Origin of the sequence: Priestia sp. SIMBA_032 (genome assembly GCF_046535215.1) — a bacterium.
Taxonomy (GTDB): Bacteria; Bacillota; Bacilli; order Bacillales; family Bacillaceae_H; genus Priestia; species Priestia aryabhattai.
The window spans coordinates 1,111,357-1,129,808 of sequence record NZ_JAWRXD010000001.1; the positions used below are offsets into that span (position 1 = coordinate 1,111,357).

An 18,452-nucleotide genomic window follows, 5' to 3' on the forward strand; every position below is an offset into this window, starting at 1 on the left:
AATCCTTCATTTTCTTTTAGAAAAAAATGCTACTGGGACAAAACTACATCAATCTAAAGATGGACAAATGGGATATATGAGTTCGTATGAATCACGCTCGTTACACCGCTGTTGATTTCCGTAGAAGACTTGGCTTTCCGCGAGCGGCCGGCGAGCCTCCTCGTTGCTTCCGCTCCTGCAGGGTCTCGCTTTTCCCTAGGAGTCTGCGCCTTGCCCTGCATACAGTAAACCTATGTTCACCATCACCATAAAAAAGATCCGAACAAGTTGGATTCTTAATCAAGAATTCAACTTGTTCGGATCTTTCTTCAACGAAACTATTTTTGTCCGAGCTTTATTTTTTATCTTTTATGAAAACCTTTTGAATAGTAGACAACAACCAATAAAACAAACCATATCGGACCTACAATAAGGGCTATTCTTGTATCTGAGGAAAAACCCATCACCACTACTACTCCCGCTAAGAAAGCAAGAGCGAGATACGACGTATACGGGAAAAACGGAAGCTTATATTTTAAATCACTTACTTGCTGATCGCTTAATCCTCTGCGGAAGCGAATTTGAGAAAGTAAAATAATTCCCCATGTCCAAATCGCCCCAATAGTGGCAATACTCGTCACCCAGGTGAATACCTTATCAGGAACAACATAGTTTAAGCCAACTCCGATTAGCAGTACAACAGCTGAAGCAATAACTGCTGCACCAGGCACGCCGCCTTTTGTTAAGTTGGCATAGCGTTTTGGAGCTTCCCCGTGCTGAGCTAAATTAAATAACATACGGCCTGTACTAAAAATTCCACTGTTACAAGAAGATAAAGCCGCTGTTAACACTACAAAGTTTATAATCCCTGCTGCAGCGGGAATTCCAGCTTTATCAAATGTTAAAACAAATGGACTTCCTTGTGTTCCGATCTCTGGCCAAGGATAAATAGACATGATAACAAACAGTGCTCCCACGTAAAAAATCAAAATTCTCCACAGTACATTATCAATGGCTTTTGTTAATGTCTTTTCAGGATTTTTCACCTCTCCTGCCGTTACCCCAATCATTTCAATACCAAGGTAAGCAAACATAACCATTTGAAGTGATAAAAGAATACCTTTCATACCATTCGGGAAAAAGCCACCGTGATTCCATAAATTACTGATTCCTGTTGCAATGCCGCCATTTCCAATTCCAAAGATAATCATGCCTAGTCCAAGCACAATCATAAGGATAATCGTTACTACTTTAATAAGAGAAAACCAAAACTCTAGTTCACCATATGCTTTTACAGCTAAAAAGTTAACACCTGTCATGATAACGAGCGCTGCGAGTGCCCATATCCACTGAGGTACACCCGGGAACCAAAAATCCATATATACTCCAACGGCTGTAATTTCAGCCATACATGTAATAATCCACATAAACCAGTAGTTCCAGCCTGTTAAATAACCAGCGAGTGATCCTAAATAATCGTTAGCATACTTGCTAAAAGAACCGGCTACTGGATTTTGTACGGCCATTTCACCTAGCGCTCTCATAATAAAAAACATAATAAGACCACTGATTCCATACATGATAAGAATACCAGGACCCGCTAACCGAATAGCGGATGCAGAACCTAAAAACAGTCCAACTCCGATAGCTGCACCTAAAGACATTAAGCTAATATGCCTTTCCTCAAGTCCACGGCTTAATTCTTTTTTTTGCGTGTTCCCTTGCATAATTCTCTCTCCTAACATGTCCATTTCATTTAATAGCGGCTACTTGTGTAGCATTACGTTATTTTCCAGCTAAATAATTCCAGAGATTGTATGTACTAAAAATCTTATGCTGCAAGTTCCAAACCTGCACTTTTACCGCTATTACATCTATAAAATACAATATTAAAAAAACTTCACTTTGTTCATTTTATCAAAAATCACAAAAAATGCGATAGTTTTTTTGTGATTTTCACAAATAAACTTACGATTTAAATATAACTAAACTCATTTTCACCATTATATGTTTTTATACCACTATAATTATTTAATTATTATGAATAATCTATCTTTTTCTAGTCTATATTTTCAATTATAGATGCTTACTTTTCCCTAAAAAGGGTAAAGATAAGATAACTGTTTAAACACTATTATGAACATCATCATGAAAAGATCAGTAGGAGGATGCTATGAATTGGTATGAAAAACTAAGTCAATATTTTCCCATTGAAGAAATGAAATCAAAGAAGCATATCGAAACGCTTTTACAAGAACGCAGCGATATTTATCATAAAAATGAAGGACCTCATCACGTATTAATGTACGTGGAAACAGACCAATTTATCTTTATTGATTACCTCTTTGTTTCAAAAGACGCTAGAGGTCAAGGGCTTGGCGGTAAATTAATTGATGAGTTAAAACAGCATAACAAACCAATTATCTTAGAAGTAGAGCCTGTGGACTACAAAGATTCAGACTCAGCAAAACGACTGCATTTTTATAAACGTGCAGACTTTAAGCATGCTCAAACAATCGGCTATAACCGCCGCTCATTAGCTACAAATGAAGTTAATCAGATGGAAATCCTATACTGGTCTCCTACCTCTGAAACAGAGGAAAGCATTTTAAATAAAATGAAAAAAACGTACGAGTTAATTCATACGTACAAAGACAAAGAAATATATGGTGCCTCTTATCAGCCGGCAGATCAAGTATTAAAAATTGACAAAAATCGTAAAGACGGCGATATCTTAGCAGATTTATAAAAAGAAGGTAGACGTGCGTCTACCTTCTTTTTATATCCTTGAATTATTATTCAAATCAAAACATTATTAATCACTTATATTCCTTTAGTTATAAGGTTTACACATAGATATTTTGTCTTAAATATAAAATTCTGAAAATTTTCAATAGTATTTTCTAATCCTGTATTGTATAATACCTGTAAAGCGCTAATGTTACTTGTTCTTACATGTTTTTTCCAATTTAAAGTTTAGCGTTTTTTGATAACTAAATAAAAAACGACCTCGTTGTGAGATCGTTTTTGTTATGTTGTATATGTGGCAAACTCTGCTTGAGAACAAGACACGTAGTGACCTGGAGATACTTCTCTAAGCTCCGGTTCTTCACCGTTATAGTCATGGATACTTGGATCATAAATTTTGCGCTGACGCGTTTTTTCACTGTCAGGATCGGGAAGCGGAATAGCTGAAAGCAACGCTTTTGTATATGGATGAACAGGGTTTCTATAAAGTTCATCACTTGGTGCAAGCTCTACAATCTTACCCCTGTACATAACGCCGATGCGGTCACTGATGTATTTTACCATTGACAAATCATGGGCGATAAATAAATATGTTAGTCCACGTTCACGCTGTAACTTCTTCATTAAGTTAACAACTTGAGCTTGTATAGATACGTCCAAAGCTGAGATTGGTTCATCTGCGATGATAAAATCAGGTTCTACTGCCAGTGCTCTTGCAATACCGATACGCTGACGCTGGCCGCCACTAAACTCATGTGGATAGCGATTGGCATGTTCTTTGTTAAGCCCCACTGTTTCAAGAAGCTCGTGAACCTTTGCCATACGCTCCTTTTTGGTCTTGGCTAAGCCGTGAATATCAATGCCTTCTGCAATGATATCTGCTACGGTCATACGAGGGTTAAGCGACGCATATGGATCTTGGAAAATCATTTGCATTTTACGATTGAATTTTTTAAGCTCCGAGCGAGATTTACGACCATGTACGTTTTCGCCATTGAATAGCACCTCACCACTAGTAGCGTTGTATAGACGAATAATCGTTCTGCCTGTTGTTGACTTTCCGCAACCGGATTCACCTACAAGCCCTAATGTCTCTCCGCGGAAGATGTCAAATGTCAGACCATCAACTGCTTTAATTGTTCCTTTGCTTGTGAAAAAATGCTGCTTTAACCCTTTAATCTCTAATAATTTATCTGTCATGTTATTCACCATCCTTTGCTACGAGTACAGGTGTACTGTATACATTATCAACTTTACGCAGGCGGCGCTGAACTGAAGCAGGCGGCTCTACTTTTGGTGCATCGGGATGTAACAGCCAAGTTTTTGCATAGTGCGTATCAGATATTTTGAACATTGGAGGTTCTTGCTCAAAATCAATTTTCATTGCGTATGGATTTCGCGCTGCAAATGCATCTCCCTTTGGAGGATTCGTTAAATCTGGCGGCGTTCCAGGAATAGCAGCAAGCTCTTCTTCTGCCTCGTTATCTAAGCTTGGCATAGAAGCTAGCAGTCCCCACGTATAGGGATGTTTTGGATCATAAAACACTTCATCGACTGTGCCCATTTCAACAATTTGACCAGCGTACATAACAGCTACTCGATCTGCTACATTTGCTACTACACCAAGATCATGGGTAATAAAGATAATAGATGTATCCGTTTTTTTCTGAATGTCTTTCATCAACTCTAAAATTTGAGCTTGAATTGTTACATCAAGCGCCGTTGTTGGTTCATCAGCGATTAGTAACTTCGGATTAGAAGCAAGAGCCATTGCAATAACAACACGCTGTCTCATCCCGCCGCTGAATTCATGCGGATATTGATTCACACGCTGTTCTGGAAAAGGAATCCCTACAAGCGTTAATAACTCGACCGCACGTTTTTTCGCTTCTGCTTTAGACACTTTGGAATGCTTGATTACGACTTCACCAATTTGAGCTCCAACTTTCATCGTCGGATTTAAAGAAGTCATCGGATCTTGGAAGATCATACCGATATCTTTACCGCGAATAGCTTCCATTTCTTTATCCGTTTTCTTTGCTAAATCAATGCCGTCAAACAGCATTTCACCGCTTTTGATTCGGCCAGGAGGCATCGGAATAAGGCGCATGATCGTTTGTGAAGTTACACTTTTACCAGATCCTGACTCACCAACAATTGCTAGCGTTTCACCTTTATTTAAGTGGAAGTTAACGCCGCGAACGGCTTGAACTTCTCCGCCATATGTTTTAAATGATACAGCTAAATTTTTTACTTCTAATAAACGTGACATATGAGTCCACTTCCTTACTTACGTAGTTTTGGATCTAACGCATCTCGTAATCCATCACCAATTACGTTGAACGCTAAGATTGTTAAACAGATAAACAAACCTGGGAAAAATAAGCGCCAAGGATAGTATTCCAAAGCAGGTAAGCCTTCTGAAGCCATTGTTCCCCAGCTTGCAAGCGGTGCCGGAACGCCTAGTCCCAAGTAGCTTAAAAATGCTTCTGTAAAGATTGCTGAAGGAATCGTTAGTGTCATTGTTACTAAAATTGGACCTGTTGCGTTAGGAATAAGATGTTTAAATAAAATACGTTTTGTGGTTGCTCCTAATGTTTGTGAAGCCATTACGTACTCTTGGTTTTTCAACTGCAATACTTGTCCACGTACAATACGGGCCATGTTAATCCAGCCAGTAATGGTCATCGCCAAAATCATCGTGCCTAACCCTTGGCCAAGCATAACCATTAAAATAATAACCAGTAAAAGGTAAGGAACACCATATAAGATATCCGCAACACGCATCATTGTTTCATCCGTACGGCCGCCCCGGTATCCAGAGATGCTTCCCCAAATTACGCCGATGAATAAATCAATTAAAGCTGCTGCTAATCCGATAAATAATGAAATACGAGCGCCTTCCCACGTACGAGCAAAAACATCACGCCCTAATTCATCTGTACCGAACCAGTGCTCAGAAGATGGAGCCTGGTTAGCATTCAGTAAATCATTGGTTGCATAATCATATTTCACCATCAATGGACCAAATATAGCCATAAAAACAAGGAGAACCATTAGTACTACACCAAACATAGCAAGCTTATTTTTGCGAAAACGAATAAAAACATCTTGCCAGAATGAAAGACTCGGTTTTTCAATCTTTTCTGCCTGAGCGCGGTCAATCCCTGCTGTTTCAAACATTTCTTTAGGAATTTTCGGAAGTTGCTGCATAGTTACTCTCCTTTCTTAGCACCTGTAAGTTTAATTCGAGGGTCAATGAAGCCGTATGCAATATCTACAAGCAAGATACAAAAAAGTAGTAAAATACTGTAGAACACCGTTACGCCCATAATCGTTGTATAATCTCGGTTTGAGATACTGAGCACAAAGTGTGAACCTAATCCCGGGATACCAAATATTTTTTCAATAACAAAGCTACCCGTTAAAATCCCTGCTACTAAAGGTCCCATATAGGATACGACTGGAAGCATCGCATTTCGCATGGCATGCTTAACTGTAATAACGCCTCTGCTTAAACCTTTTGCTTTCGCTGTACGAATATAATCATTGCTTAATACTTCAAGCATACTCGACCGAGTTAACCGTGCGATAAACGCCATAGGGGTTGAAGCAAGCGCGAGAGCTGGTAACACCGTGTGTGCCCAAGATTCCCAGCGTGCAACCGGAAAAATTTGTAGTTTCATAGCCAGAACGTATTGTAATACCGCTGCCATGATAAAACTCGGAACTGAGATTCCTAGAACTGCAATAACCATCGCCGTGTAATCTTGCCACTTGTTATGTTTTAAAGCAGCAATAACACCAAGTACTACACCAATAGCAATTGCTATTAAAATAGCTTCCATCCCTAGCATGAATGAAACAGGGAAACCGCCGTTAATCAAATCATTTACCGTTTGGCCTTTATATTTGAAAGATGGCCCAAAATCCCACTTTAAAATTGATGTTAAGTAATCAAAGTACTGATGGTACCAAGGCTGGTCTAAACCGTAATACTGATTTAGATTTTTTTGAATTTCAGGGGGAAGCTGCTTTTCTGATGTGAATGGACCTCCTGGAACAGCACGCATTAAGAAAAAGGTCGCTGTTACGATCAGCCATAATGATAGAAACATATAAATAAGTCGTTTTCCTATATATTTGAACACCCTGACACACCTCCATATTTTTACAAAATTCGCGCACAAGAAAGAAAAGTATATGGAGCACCAGGCCCCATATACCCTTTGTCACAATTGATGTTACTTACTCAAAATGAGCCCACTTAATCTGAATGTCTCCAAGTCCAGACATCACAACATCTTTCAGCTGCTTGTCTTGTACCCAAGCATTTGTGTAGAAATAGATTGGTGCCACTGGCATTTCATCCATGAAGATACCTTCTGCTTTTTTCAACATTGCCTGACGTTTCTTAGGATCAGTTTCTTTTTGAGAGTCAATTAATAACTTTTTATATTCTGGATTTTCCCAGTTTGTATCATTGTTTCCGCCTTTTTTGTCACGGAATAACTCTAGGAAGTTGATTGGATCGTTAAAGTCTCCTAACCAGCCCATACGCCCAACTTGATAATCTCCTTGGTGTAATTTTTCAATGTAAACAGCCCACTCAGAGTTGTCTAACTGTACTTTAATACCAAGGTTTTTCTTCCACATATCTTGAACAGCTTGTGCAATCTTTGCATGTTTTTCATCCGTGTTGTATGAAACCTTAATTGCTGGTAGTTCTGAAGCATCTTTAAGGCCCATTTCTTTCAAGCCTTTTTCTAAATATTCTTTTGCTTTTTTCACATCATTGTCTTTGAAGTAGCCTTTTTTGTTATCTTTAAACATTGTTGGTGGTACAGCTGCCATCGCTGGAACTGAACCGTCTTTTGTAATTTGTTCCGTAATACCTTTACGATCAATTGCATAAGCTAATGCTTTACGAATGTTCACATTGTCTAAAGGTTTTTGTTCTGTATTAAACTTGTACCAGTAAGTACCTGCAATCTCTTGAATGTTTAATGAACCGTCTTTCTTTAATTCAGGAAGTGCATCAGCTGGTAATTGACCAGTAGGCATACCCGCCCAGTCCAATTCACCGTTTTTGAACATTGAAAGTTCAGTGTTGTTATCATTGATCATGTACATTTCAACTTTTTTAAGTTTTACAGCATCTTTATCCCAATAGTTTTCATTAGGAACTAACTCGATTTTGTCATTATGTTTCCAAGTTTTTAATTTGAAAGGACCGTTTGACGTATAGTTGTCACCTGCATTTGTGTACCATTTTTCATTTGATTCAGCAATTTTTGTATTCACTGGGAAGTACGTATAGAAAGCTGTTAATTCTAAGAAATATGGCGTTGGGTTTTCTAATGTTACTTCAAGCGTTTTATCATCTGTTGCTTTAACGGCAACATCATCTAATGAACCTTTTCCTTCATTAGCAGCTTGTGCATTTTTAACATAGTATAATTGATATGCATATTGTGATTCGTTTTTAGGATCTAACGCCCACTTCCATGCATATTCGAAATCTTTTGCTGTTACAGGGTCACCGTTTGACCATTTTGCATCGTCACGAATCGTAAACGTATATTTAGTTTGATCATCGCTGATCTTCACATCTTTCGCCATTGCATTTTCAGGTTTTCCATCTTTACCGATGCGAGTTAAACCTTCAAATGTTTGTAGTAATACGTTTGATGATGTTGAATCATTAGCTAAGCCTGGATTCAGTGAAAAAGGCTCAGTTTTAATATTTACGCGAAGCTCTTGCTCTTTTTTCTTATCGCCGCCATCACTGCTAGCATTTTCACTGCCACCAGATTCTTTGTTAAATCCACATGCAGCTAAAAACAAGCTCATGACAAGCAGCAAACTGAAAAGAATCGACAACCTTTTCTTCATTGCATGTTACCCCCTATTAAATTTTGTTTGTGTGGCAACCATATTTTTTTGATATGCACTAATTTCTTAATCATCTTTCAATACAAAATAATCAGTTATTTTTTCATATAGTAGAGCGTTAAAGAACTCACTGCAAAATTATTCTTCTACCCTATGAAACTGTCATCAATTGTTTACATGCTGTAAATCCAATGTATGCGCTTAATATGTAGAAGACTCATTCATTACAAAATTCGCTAATTGAAACAAAACATTGTCTATTTTGTGTTTTCTGAAAAATTAAGAAATTGTAATACCTTTGTAAAAAATATGTTTGTTACGCCTATTATAAATATTTTAAAAATTTATTGCAATACTATTATTTAATGGTATTTTTTTATCATAAGGAAAAAAACCTTATCTTATAAGGATTGTGCCTACTTGTCTGACGTCTAAAATCTTTTTTGTAGTATAGGTATTACAATAGTATTACAAAGTTATTAGAAATACTAAATAAAAGATTTTTACCAAATCCTCCACCAAATTTTCACCAAGAAATGCTTTAATTAAACGGTTCTTGTCTTTTTTTTGCCGCAGAAAAATTCCAGTAAATTGTCTTATAAAACTTTTTAGCGATAAGATGTTTAAATTCCTGCTTTTTCGCGTTATAATAACGAATAACTATATAATTAAAGCTGTGAAAAAGAGTAGTATGCAGAATTTTCATTTTTAGAGAGTTTGTGGGTGGTGAGAACAAACATTGAAACCTGCAGAATGGACTTTGGAGCTTTCAAGTGCAAAGCTTGAACGTTGACCTCAACGTTACATGAATAAAGATAGTTCACAATTATGTGTGCTAATTAGGGTGGCAACGCGGTCCATTCGCCCCTAGCTTAAGCTAGGAGCGGATGGGCCTTTTTATGTTGTATCCGTAAATTAGCAGCATATATGTGCAGATGAAAGGAAGATTTGATGAAAACAATTTTTTCAGGTATTCAACCAAGCGGTACAATCACTTTAGGTAACTACATTGGAGCGATGAAGCAATTTGTTGAACTTCAACATGACTATAATTGTCATTTTTGTATTGTAGATCAGCATGCAATTACAGCGCCTCAAGATCGTTTAGCACTTCGTAAAAACATTCGCAGCCTTGCTGCTCTGTATGTAGCAGTAGGAATTGATCCAGCAAAATCAACTTTATTTATTCAATCAGAAGTGCCTGCCCACACGGAAGCGGGATGGATGTTACAGTGCGTAGCGTATATCGGTGAACTTGAGCGTATGACTCAGTTTAAAGATAAGTCCGCTGGAAAAGAAGCAGTATCAGCAGGATTATTAACTTATCCTCCACTAATGGCCGCTGATATTCTTTTATACAACACCGATTTGGTTCCAGTTGGGGAAGATCAAAAGCAGCATTTAGAATTAACCCGTGACTTAGCTGAGCGCTTTAACAAAAAATACAATGATATCTTCACTATTCCTGAAGTACGTATTCCAAAAGTAGGCGCACGCGTCATGTCTCTTCAAGATCCTACGAAAAAAATGAGCAAATCTGATCCAAACCAAAAAGCTTTTATTACGCTCTTGGATGACGCTAAAACAATTGAAAAGAAAATCAAAAGTGCCGTAACGGATTCAGAAGGTATTGTTCGCTACGATAAAGAAAATAAGCCAGGTATTTCAAACTTATTAAGTATTTATTCAATCCTAGCCAATAAATCAATCGAAGACATTGAAGCAATGTACGAGGGCAAAGGTTATGGTGACTTTAAAGCTGACACAGCTAAAGTAGTAGCTGAAGCACTCGCTCCAATTCAAGAAAGATATTATGAATTAGTTGATTCTAGCGAGCTAGATGATATTTTAGATCAAGGTGCCGATAAAGCAAATGCAACGGCGAATAAAATGCTTCGCAAAATGCGAAATGCAATGGGAATTGGCCGTAAACGTTAAAAAAAAACGACTGCTATGCAGTCGTTTTTTTAATTAACTTTTGGCTCTTGTTCAATTTCCCAAAGTTTTTCAAAGAAAGGTTGTCCTTTTACTAAGCGCTCGCATAATAATTTATGTTTCGGCGACCACCCTGACTTCGTTTCATCGTATAGCTGATTCCATACGTCTTGAAACGGCATCTCTTGAATGTCTTCGTATTTCGTTGGATTCCACTCTGTGTACCAGTAGCGGATTTGAGCTGTATTTTTTGTTGTATGTAGCTGATCAAGTGCCATAAATAACAGCTGTTTTAGCTGACGTTCTTTACGTGTTAATCCTCTCATCGTTTCAGGAGACGGCGAAAGAATATGATGCTCTTTTTTATTTAGCTCGTCTTCACTGAACTTATATTCTAGCTCTTCTTGATCCGCAATCATTTCATAGACCAACTGTTCTTGTCTTGGAATTAAGCGGCTTTTTCGAATCGGAATATGATATCCCATCGTATCAATTGCTAAAATATTCGTTCCGTCTGTAACAATAAAACAATATTCAACCTGCGTGCGTTCATGATTTTTCCGAATGTATGCTTTCTGATAGACATCTTGTAGTAGTTGTTGAGGTAGCTCGGAAAGATCATTTTCAATGTAATGAAATAAAAGCGGATTTACTTTTAATAACGGTGCTTGATCGAGCAGTTCTACACAATCATCTTTTCTCCACTCATGGAAATGACACACATTATAACCGTTTTCTTCGCCTTCAAACCAATTAACCCATACATCATGAAGATATAGCATAATTTACCCCTCACTTACTATCTGTTTGTTATCCATCAGTATAGGCAGAGAAAGGAATTTTTATTCCAAATGATGTTATTTTTCTAAAAATTAATTATGAAAAGCCTTCGTTCTTGTTTATTATTCAAATGCCATTATTTCAAAGCTAGGACATACCGAGAGTGCTGATGATTGCTAAAGGCTTCATGAGCTATATCCACCGCTATAAGCAGAAAAAAATCCGAGTTTCTTCTATAGTAATAGGTTTGTCAGGAGGTCTGACAAACCTAAAAAAATCTATCACACTTTTGTGATAGATTTTTAACGAAGAGATTTTGGATTTAAAGCATCTTTTAATCCTTCACCAATGAAGTTGATAGCTAGGATTGTAAATGTAATAGCTAAGCCTGGCGGAACCCACATCCAAGGCTTATTCTGCAGCACATCTGATTCCCTTGCTTCTGTCAGCATATTCCCCCAGCTTGGCGTATCAGCCGGCACGCCAAAACCGATAAAGCTAATCGCTGACTCAAACACAATAAGGATAGCCATCTGCAAACTGGCTTGAACCACAATCGTTGAAAACACATTTGGCAGCAAATGTTTAAAGATAATTTTAAACGGGCTGCACCCAATGGAAACAGCTGAAAGCACATATTCATTTTCTTTTTCAGCCAAGACTTTGCTTCGCACCAGCCGGGCCGTACTTCCCCAGCTTAAGAAACTAACAACTAGAATGAGCGTCCAAACGCCTGAAATCTTTCCAATTAGAATTGTATTTAACACTACAACGAAAACAATTAGGGGAAAGTTTAATACAAAGTCTGTAAAACGCATTAAGAATTGGTCCACTTTGCCTCCGTAATAACCCGCAACCGAACCGATAAGAGTTCCAATTAAAATAACGAGTGTTGTACAAGCAACTCCAATCAGTAACGAAGTTCTTCCTCCATACAATGTACGTGCAAATACGTCTCGCCCATTTGTATCTGTTCCAAACCAATGCTCACTAGAAGGCGCTGCATTCATCGCCATATAGTCGATACGTGTAATATCTGCTTTTGTAAGCAGCGGTGCAAAAATGGCAAGAAGCGTAATCACAATCATGAAAGCTAAACTTATCATGGCTAATTTATTTTTAACAAACTTCTTTCGCGCAATCGCCCATGGAGAAAGGTTTTTAGGAGCTTTCATATTCACTTCTGGCTGTACATCTTTTTTCGTTACAATTTCCATACTTTCTCCTCCTAATCCAAACGAATACGCGGATCTGCTACGCCGTATAACAAATCAGCAACCAGATTCCCAACCAACGTTAAAATTGAAAACAACATTGTAAGCGACATCATAACTGAGTAGTCACGAGTTGCTACAGAGTCAACAAATAGCTTTCCAATTCCTGGATACGTAAAGATCGTCTCTGTAATGATAGAACCGCTAATGATTGTTACAAGATCAAACCCTAAAAACGTAATAAGCGGAATCATTGAGTTGCGTAAGATATGAACATTATAAATTTTAGATTCTTTTGTCCCTTTTGCTCTAGCTGTGCGCACAAAATCTTTGCGACTGTTTTCAATAATATCATTGCGCAAAAATTGGGTATACTGCGCGGTGGACATCAAGCCGAGAATCAGAGCGGGTAATATAACGTGATGAATTCTACTTTGAATAAATTCCCATGATCCCTCTTTCAATCCTACTTCAACAGAACCGCTAAATGGAAACCAGCCTAACTGAAAGGAAAATAAATAAATGCCTACAATCCCTGCGATAAACGATGGAACCGCTAATGCAAAGTAATTATATCCTGCAATAAAGTTATCTGCTAAGGTATACGGTTTTCTTCCTGCATACATACCTAGAATAAATGCAAACACATACGTAATTAAAAGCGAAGTCAAAGCTAAAAAGATCGTATTAGGCATACGCTCTAAAATAATATCTAACGTCGGTAACTTATGAGTTGTTGACTTTCCTAAATCTCCTTGTGCCACTCCCTTTACCCAGTTCCAATATTGAACGTAGATAGGATCGTTATATCCTAGCTTATCACGCATTTCCTCAATGTATTTTGGATCTGTATTACTAGGGTTTATTTCTCCCCCAAAAGGGTCCCCTGGCATCATTTTTGCCAGGGAAAACACAACAAAGGAAATCAGAATCAACATTGGAATCATCCCTAAAATACGTCTTAGTGAATATTGCAGCATCGTTGACTCTCCTTTACATGTAAAATACTTATTCTGTTACAGACCATTTCTCCGGATCTACAACTACCGTTGATGGATCTAGAGTTACGTTTTTCACACGCTTATTCACAGCATAAATATTGATATTTTCCCATAAAGGAAGTGCTGGCAGCTGATTATTAAAGAATTTTTGCCATTTTACATATACATCTTTACGGTATTTATCATCAAATGATTTTTCACTCAAACCGTCTTTAAGCATTTCGTCAGATTCCTTATTTACCCAACGTCCATAGTTCCATTCAGCATTAGAGCTCCATAATCCTGTAGGGTCTGGATCTGAACCAGTGTCCCAAGAACCAAAGAACGCTTCTAAGGCCTTATCGTCGTTATCTTTCATTTCATTGTACAAGTTAAATTCAACAAGTGAACCCGTTGCTAATTTTGTTTTAATACCAATATCATTCCATGCTTGCATAATAGCCTTCGCACGACCCTCGAAGTTGGCTGGACCAGCATAGTGACCGAATGAAATCGTAAATGGTTTTCCGTTTGGATCTTCTACAAAACCATCATTATTCTTATCTTTATAACCAGCTTCAGCTAATAATTTTTTAGCTTTTTCTGGACTATACTTGTACTTTGTTAAATCTTTTTGGTCAGCAGCAATCCAGAATACAGATGGAATAACTGTATTAGAAACAACCGCTTTGTCGTTCATAAATGCTTTTACCATTGCTTCTCTATCTATTGCATAAAGCAATGCTTGACGAAGTTTTAGGTCTTTGAACTTTTCGTAATCATCTACGTTTTTACCGGCATTTTGATCACGATGTCCAAATCGTAGACCAATATACGAATAACTAGTTGATTTCCCTTCCAAAAAGTCTAAGTTTTCTGCTTTTTCAACTTGACCTAAATCAGCTGGACGAACATCCATAATGTCGACATCGCCTTTTTTCAATGCTCCGGCGGAAACAGATGGATCCAGTACTTTTACAACAACACCATCAAGATGAGGCTTACCTTTCCAATAATCATCATTACGCTCCATTTGGACATATTCACTTGCTACTACTTTTTTCACTTTAAACGGCCCAACACCAATTGGCTCTTTACGAACTTGTTTGGACTCTGCAAGATCTTTTACAGCAATTCCTTCATAGTACTTTTTCGGCATTGGATACGGCCATAGATTGTCTAAGTTATTTACACGAACTTCTTTAAACGTTACTTTAAATGTTTGCGGATCTACTACTTCAACTCCAGAAATAGAATCCGCTTTGCCGTCGTGATATTCTTGAGCGCCTTTAATATGCTCAACGTTTACATAGCGCGGACCTGTATAGTCTTTATCAGCAATCGTTTCATACGTATATTTAAAATCATCTGCAGTTAATGGATCTCCATTATGCCACTTAATGCCCTTTTTTAATTTAAACGTGTAAGTTAGTTTATCACCACTCACGTCCCAAGTAGCTAAGTCAGATTTAATCTTTAATTTCTTATCATAAGTAAAGAGACCTTCATTGATAAATTCTAAGATTTGGCTATCATATGCACTACCATACAATGCATACTCAAAAAGCCCTTCCGGCGCTCCGTCAATCCCATACGTAATCGTTCCGCCATCTTTTGGCTTGTCTGTTTTTGCACTTTCAGTTTTTGTTTCTCCGCCTTCTTTATTACTAGAAGATGAAGAACTGCTTCCACCGCTGCATGCCGCTAGAAAAAGCGATAGCACAAGCAAAATGGAAACAAGTGATAAAAACGATTTCTTTTTCATCATGACGTTCCCCCTGTTTAACTAATAATCTGTTCGTATGTAGCTTTTACGAGTTATATAAATGGCAAGCTACTTGATGGCCAGGTCTCACCTCCTTTAAGGCAGGTTTCGTTTGGCTGCACTCTGCCATTGCATGTATACAGCGAGGATGAAACGCACAGCCTTTTGGCGGATCAATTGGGCTTGGCACATCTCCCTGTAAAATAATACGCTGTTTTTTCTTTCGCGGATCTGGTTCAGGTATAGCCGATACAAGCGCTTGCGTATAAGGGTGCAATGGCTCTGCGTATAGACTTTTTTTATCAGCAATTTCCACTAAACCGCCTAGGTACATAACACCGATACGGTCACTCATATGTTTAACAACACTCAAATCATGGGCAATAAATAAAAAGGTTAGGTCGAATTCTTGTTGAAGTTCTTTTAGAAGGTTTAAAACTTGTGATTGGACAGAAACATCGAGTGCCGATACCGGTTCATCAGCAATAATAAGTTTTGGACGAAGTGCAAGTGCACGTGCAATTCCAATACGCTGACGCTGTCCACCGGAAAATTCGTGAGGATATTTATAGTATGCATCTTCCGGTAACCCTACTTTTGTAAGTAGATTCATAACTTCTGATTTTAATTGATTGGTTGATTTTCCTGTAAAATTCCGAATTGGTTCAGAAATAACATCTCCAACCATTTGCATTGGATTGAGGGAAGCATAGGGATCTTGAAAAACCATTTGGAAATCTTGTCTAATTTTACGGAGAGAAGTTCCTTTTGCTTCTGTGATATCTTTACCATCGAAAATAATTTTTCCGCTAGTTGGTTCCAACAGTCTTAGAATCGTTCTTCCTGCCGTGGATTTTCCACAGCCAGATTCTCCTACCAGACCGAGCGTTTCTCCTTTTCGAATCCCAAAGGAAATACCGTCAACTGCTTTTACATCACCAATTTTCTTTCGAAGAAATCCCCCGTGAATAGGATAGTAGGTTTTTAAATGCTGAACTTCTAGCAATACATCTTTCACCGCTTTAGTCATTAGCTTGTCTTCACTCCTTTTGACGGATAGCTATTTTCATACAGCAGACATGCGACGTCATGCCCCTGTGAATCCTGGCGAAGAACAGGCGTAACGGAACTGCAGTCTTCCATTGCATGAGGACATCGGTTAACGAAACGACAGCCTGTCCGCGGCATGTTTACAAGAGAAGGCACAATTCCTTTGATCGTATTTAATACTTCTACATCATCTTCCATGCGTGGAATTGAATGAAGAAGCGCTTTCGTGTACGGATGTTTTGGGGCATAAAATAACGTATCAACATCTGTATGCTCAACAATTTTCCCGCCATACATGACAATCACTTCATCACACATCTCAGCAACTACTCCTAAATCATGAGTAATCATAATAATAGACATATCATTGCTTTCTTGAATTTCTTTTAGCAATTCTAAAATTTGAGCTTGAACCGTAACATCCAGGGCCGTTGTCGGCTCATCTGCAATTAAAAGTTTAGGCTGACAAGCTACCGCCATGGCAATCATGACACGCTGCCTCATTCCTCCCGACAGCTGATGCGGATATTCATCGATGAGCTTTTCGGATCTCGAAATACCAACACTTCTTAAAAGCGCAATGCTTTTTTCACGCGCTTTCGCTTTCGATATATTCATATGGTTAAACAATACTTCCTGCAGCTGATACCCAATGGTTAAAACAGGATTGAGGGATGTCATCGGTTCTTGGAAAATCATTGAGATGTCTTTCCCACGAACAACATTCATCTCATCTTCTGATAAGTGCGTAAGATTCTTTCCGTTAAATACAACGCTTCCGCTTCTAATTTGACTATTTACTTTAGGTAATAGCCCAATAACGGATAAAGACAATACGCTTTTTCCACAGCCAGATTCTCCTACAACTCCTACAATTCGCTTCCGTCCGACTTGAAACGACACGTCGTCCACAGCATTATGCCAGGAATCATTAATGGAAAAAGCAGTTTGTAAATTTTTAACTTCTAGTAAAGGTGTTGATTCGACGGGCTTTTTATCCATTTATAGTGCACACCTCATTTTTCTAAAAATTGTTATATTTGAATAAGATATTATTACAATTCCATTACAAAATCAATATATTTTGAAAATTAATTATATTTTTTATTTTCAAAATAATAATTTCTGAATATCTCTTCAGCATTTTAACGCATAAACCTCCTAATTTTTTGTTGAAAATAGGATAAAATTTACTATTTCTTGTTTTAGGTATATAGCACTTGTTTTTTTACAGTTGGAACGCAGATTTTTTTAAGATAGTATTGGTACTAAGAGGAAGCAGCTGGGTAGTGGTTAAAACGTGAGGCTTCATACATGAAGTAACAAGATGATACCCAATATTGTAGCCCATCATTTCTGGATACCAATTTTGGCCGAATAACAGTTGATCATATTTTTTTTCGTCAGCGCGCAGATTATAATAAGGTTTAACATGCTTTTCCCACATTTTTTTAGCTTCTTCAATGGTATAATAATTTGTCCAAGGAGCTAAATATTTTTTACCGCAATACTCCTCTACAGCTCTTTCTGCTAACCCCTCCATCATCATAGCGTCTAACAAAGTAATCGTTTCATCAGACTTATTAATAGCTTTTAGCCTGCAAACATGATGGTATTCATGGGTAAGCACCGCTAACATTTCTTCATCGGATGTATGACTTGTCATAAACACAAATAATTTATCGGTAAAAGCGACACCTGCTCTTCCGTTAAATTCACGCTGCATTTTTCGATTTCTAGGATTGCTTGGAAGCACTAGCACCGCTACATCCGGCCCACCCCATGCTTTTTTAAGCTTCTCGTAATGTGCTTTAACTTTCTTCCAAACCTGTCTTTTCTTCATTTCTTCTAATTCTTTTATAAATATTAAAGAAGGCGGACACATTCCATAGTTAAAAAGTAATTCCATATATTCTTTTTCTTTTAATTTCTTAAAATAGCGCGCAAGATGACGGCTTATTTCTTTCGGCTCCGTCCAAGTAGAAGTTGAAACAATCGGCATGTTTTCCCCTCTCTTTCTTCATCCTTTTGTTTCATGATATGTTCACAGCTACTTTTTTGGTTATCAAAAATAAAAAAAATTCTAGGCATCAGCCTAGAATTTTT

General features: G+C 37.8%; 16 protein-coding genes and 1 other annotated feature. Of the genes, 2 read left to right on the forward strand and 14 right to left on the reverse strand.

Annotated features, from left to right (window positions below; translation table 11 throughout):
* Positions 1-53: 53 nt before the first annotated feature.
* Positions 54-221: a hypothetical protein gene (locus SB717_RS05555; RefSeq protein WP_410903449.1), complete on the reverse strand. Its 168-nt coding sequence runs from the start codon at positions 219-221 to the stop codon at positions 54-56.
* A gap of 120 nt (positions 222-341) precedes the next feature.
* Positions 342-1,706 carry an amino acid permease gene (locus SB717_RS05560; RefSeq protein WP_074679252.1) on the reverse strand — a complete coding sequence of 455 codons (1,365 nt, stop codon included), beginning with the start codon at positions 1,704-1,706 and terminating at the stop codon, positions 342-344.
* Between the two features lie 446 nt (positions 1,707-2,152).
* Between SB717_RS05560 and SB717_RS05565 the strand changes: the two genes are divergently transcribed.
* Entirely contained in the window at positions 2,153-2,728 is a 576-nt protein-coding gene (locus SB717_RS05565) for a GNAT family N-acetyltransferase (protein ID WP_098400084.1), read from the forward strand.
* Between the two features lie 281 nt (positions 2,729-3,009).
* On the opposite strand, the gene SB717_RS05570 is transcribed toward SB717_RS05565, so the two are convergent.
* The 5 genes from SB717_RS05570 to SB717_RS05590 form a co-directional block, all read right to left on the reverse strand.
* Entirely contained in the window at positions 3,010-3,927 is a 918-nt protein-coding gene (locus tag SB717_RS05570) for an ABC transporter ATP-binding protein (RefSeq protein ID WP_074679255.1), read from the reverse strand.
* A 1-nt stretch (position 3,928) separates the two neighbouring features.
* On the reverse strand, positions 3,929-4,999 hold the full coding sequence (locus SB717_RS05575; protein WP_074679257.1) for an ABC transporter ATP-binding protein: 1,071 nt from the start codon (positions 4,997-4,999) through the stop codon (positions 3,929-3,931).
* 14 nt (positions 5,000-5,013) lie between these two features.
* A complete protein-coding gene (locus SB717_RS05580) occupies positions 5,014-5,940 on the reverse strand; it encodes an ABC transporter permease (protein WP_410903405.1) in 927 nt (308 codons plus the stop codon).
* A gap of 2 nt (positions 5,941-5,942) precedes the next feature.
* Entirely contained in the window at positions 5,943-6,878 is a 936-nt protein-coding gene (locus SB717_RS05585; RefSeq protein ID WP_013055415.1) for an ABC transporter permease, read from the reverse strand.
* Positions 6,879-6,975: 97 nt separating this feature from the next.
* Complete coding sequence (locus SB717_RS05590) at positions 6,976-8,622, reverse strand: peptide ABC transporter substrate-binding protein (RefSeq protein WP_074679259.1); 1,647 nt, start codon at positions 8,620-8,622, stop codon at positions 6,976-6,978.
* Positions 8,623-9,289: 667 nt separating this feature from the next.
* Positions 9,290-9,494, forward strand: a binding site (T-box leader).
* Between the two features lie 76 nt (positions 9,495-9,570).
* Between SB717_RS05590 and trpS the strand changes: the two genes are divergently transcribed.
* Positions 9,571-10,560, forward strand: a complete 990-nt coding sequence (trpS, locus tag SB717_RS05595) for a tryptophan--tRNA ligase (protein ID WP_028412367.1) — start codon at positions 9,571-9,573, stop codon at positions 10,558-10,560.
* A gap of 29 nt (positions 10,561-10,589) precedes the next feature.
* Here the strand turns inward: trpS and SB717_RS05600 are convergent, their stop codons facing one another.
* From SB717_RS05600 to SB717_RS05630, 7 genes are all read right to left on the reverse strand, one after another.
* Entirely contained in the window at positions 10,590-11,339 is a 750-nt protein-coding gene (locus tag SB717_RS05600; RefSeq protein ID WP_014461589.1) for a YjbA family protein, read from the reverse strand.
* 300 nt (positions 11,340-11,639) lie between these two features.
* Positions 11,640-12,554: an oligopeptide ABC transporter permease gene (gene opp4C, locus SB717_RS05605; RefSeq protein WP_045291911.1), complete on the reverse strand. Its 915-nt coding sequence runs from the start codon at positions 12,552-12,554 to the stop codon at positions 11,640-11,642.
* 11 nt (positions 12,555-12,565) lie between these two features.
* Entirely contained in the window at positions 12,566-13,531 is a 966-nt protein-coding gene (gene opp4B, locus SB717_RS05610) for an oligopeptide ABC transporter permease (protein ID WP_013055410.1), read from the reverse strand.
* A gap of 28 nt (positions 13,532-13,559) precedes the next feature.
* The gene (opp4A, locus tag SB717_RS05615) at positions 13,560-15,299 is read right to left on the reverse strand and encodes an oligopeptide ABC transporter substrate-binding protein (RefSeq protein ID WP_410903406.1); all 1,740 of its coding nucleotides are present in this window, start codon (positions 15,297-15,299) and stop codon (positions 13,560-13,562) included.
* Positions 15,300-15,342: 43 nt separating this feature from the next.
* Entirely contained in the window at positions 15,343-16,326 is a 984-nt protein-coding gene (locus SB717_RS05620) for an ABC transporter ATP-binding protein (RefSeq protein ID WP_410903407.1), read from the reverse strand.
* A complete protein-coding gene (locus tag SB717_RS05625; protein WP_074679269.1) occupies positions 16,326-17,348 on the reverse strand; it encodes an ABC transporter ATP-binding protein in 1,023 nt (340 codons plus the stop codon). Before SB717_RS05625 ends, SB717_RS05620 begins: the two co-directional genes overlap by 1 nt.
* Before the next feature lie 226 nt (positions 17,349-17,574).
* Positions 17,575-18,348, reverse strand: a complete 774-nt coding sequence (locus SB717_RS05630) for a DUF2268 domain-containing putative Zn-dependent protease (RefSeq protein WP_144645798.1) — start codon at positions 18,346-18,348, stop codon at positions 17,575-17,577.
* Positions 18,349-18,452: the final 104 nt, after the last annotated feature.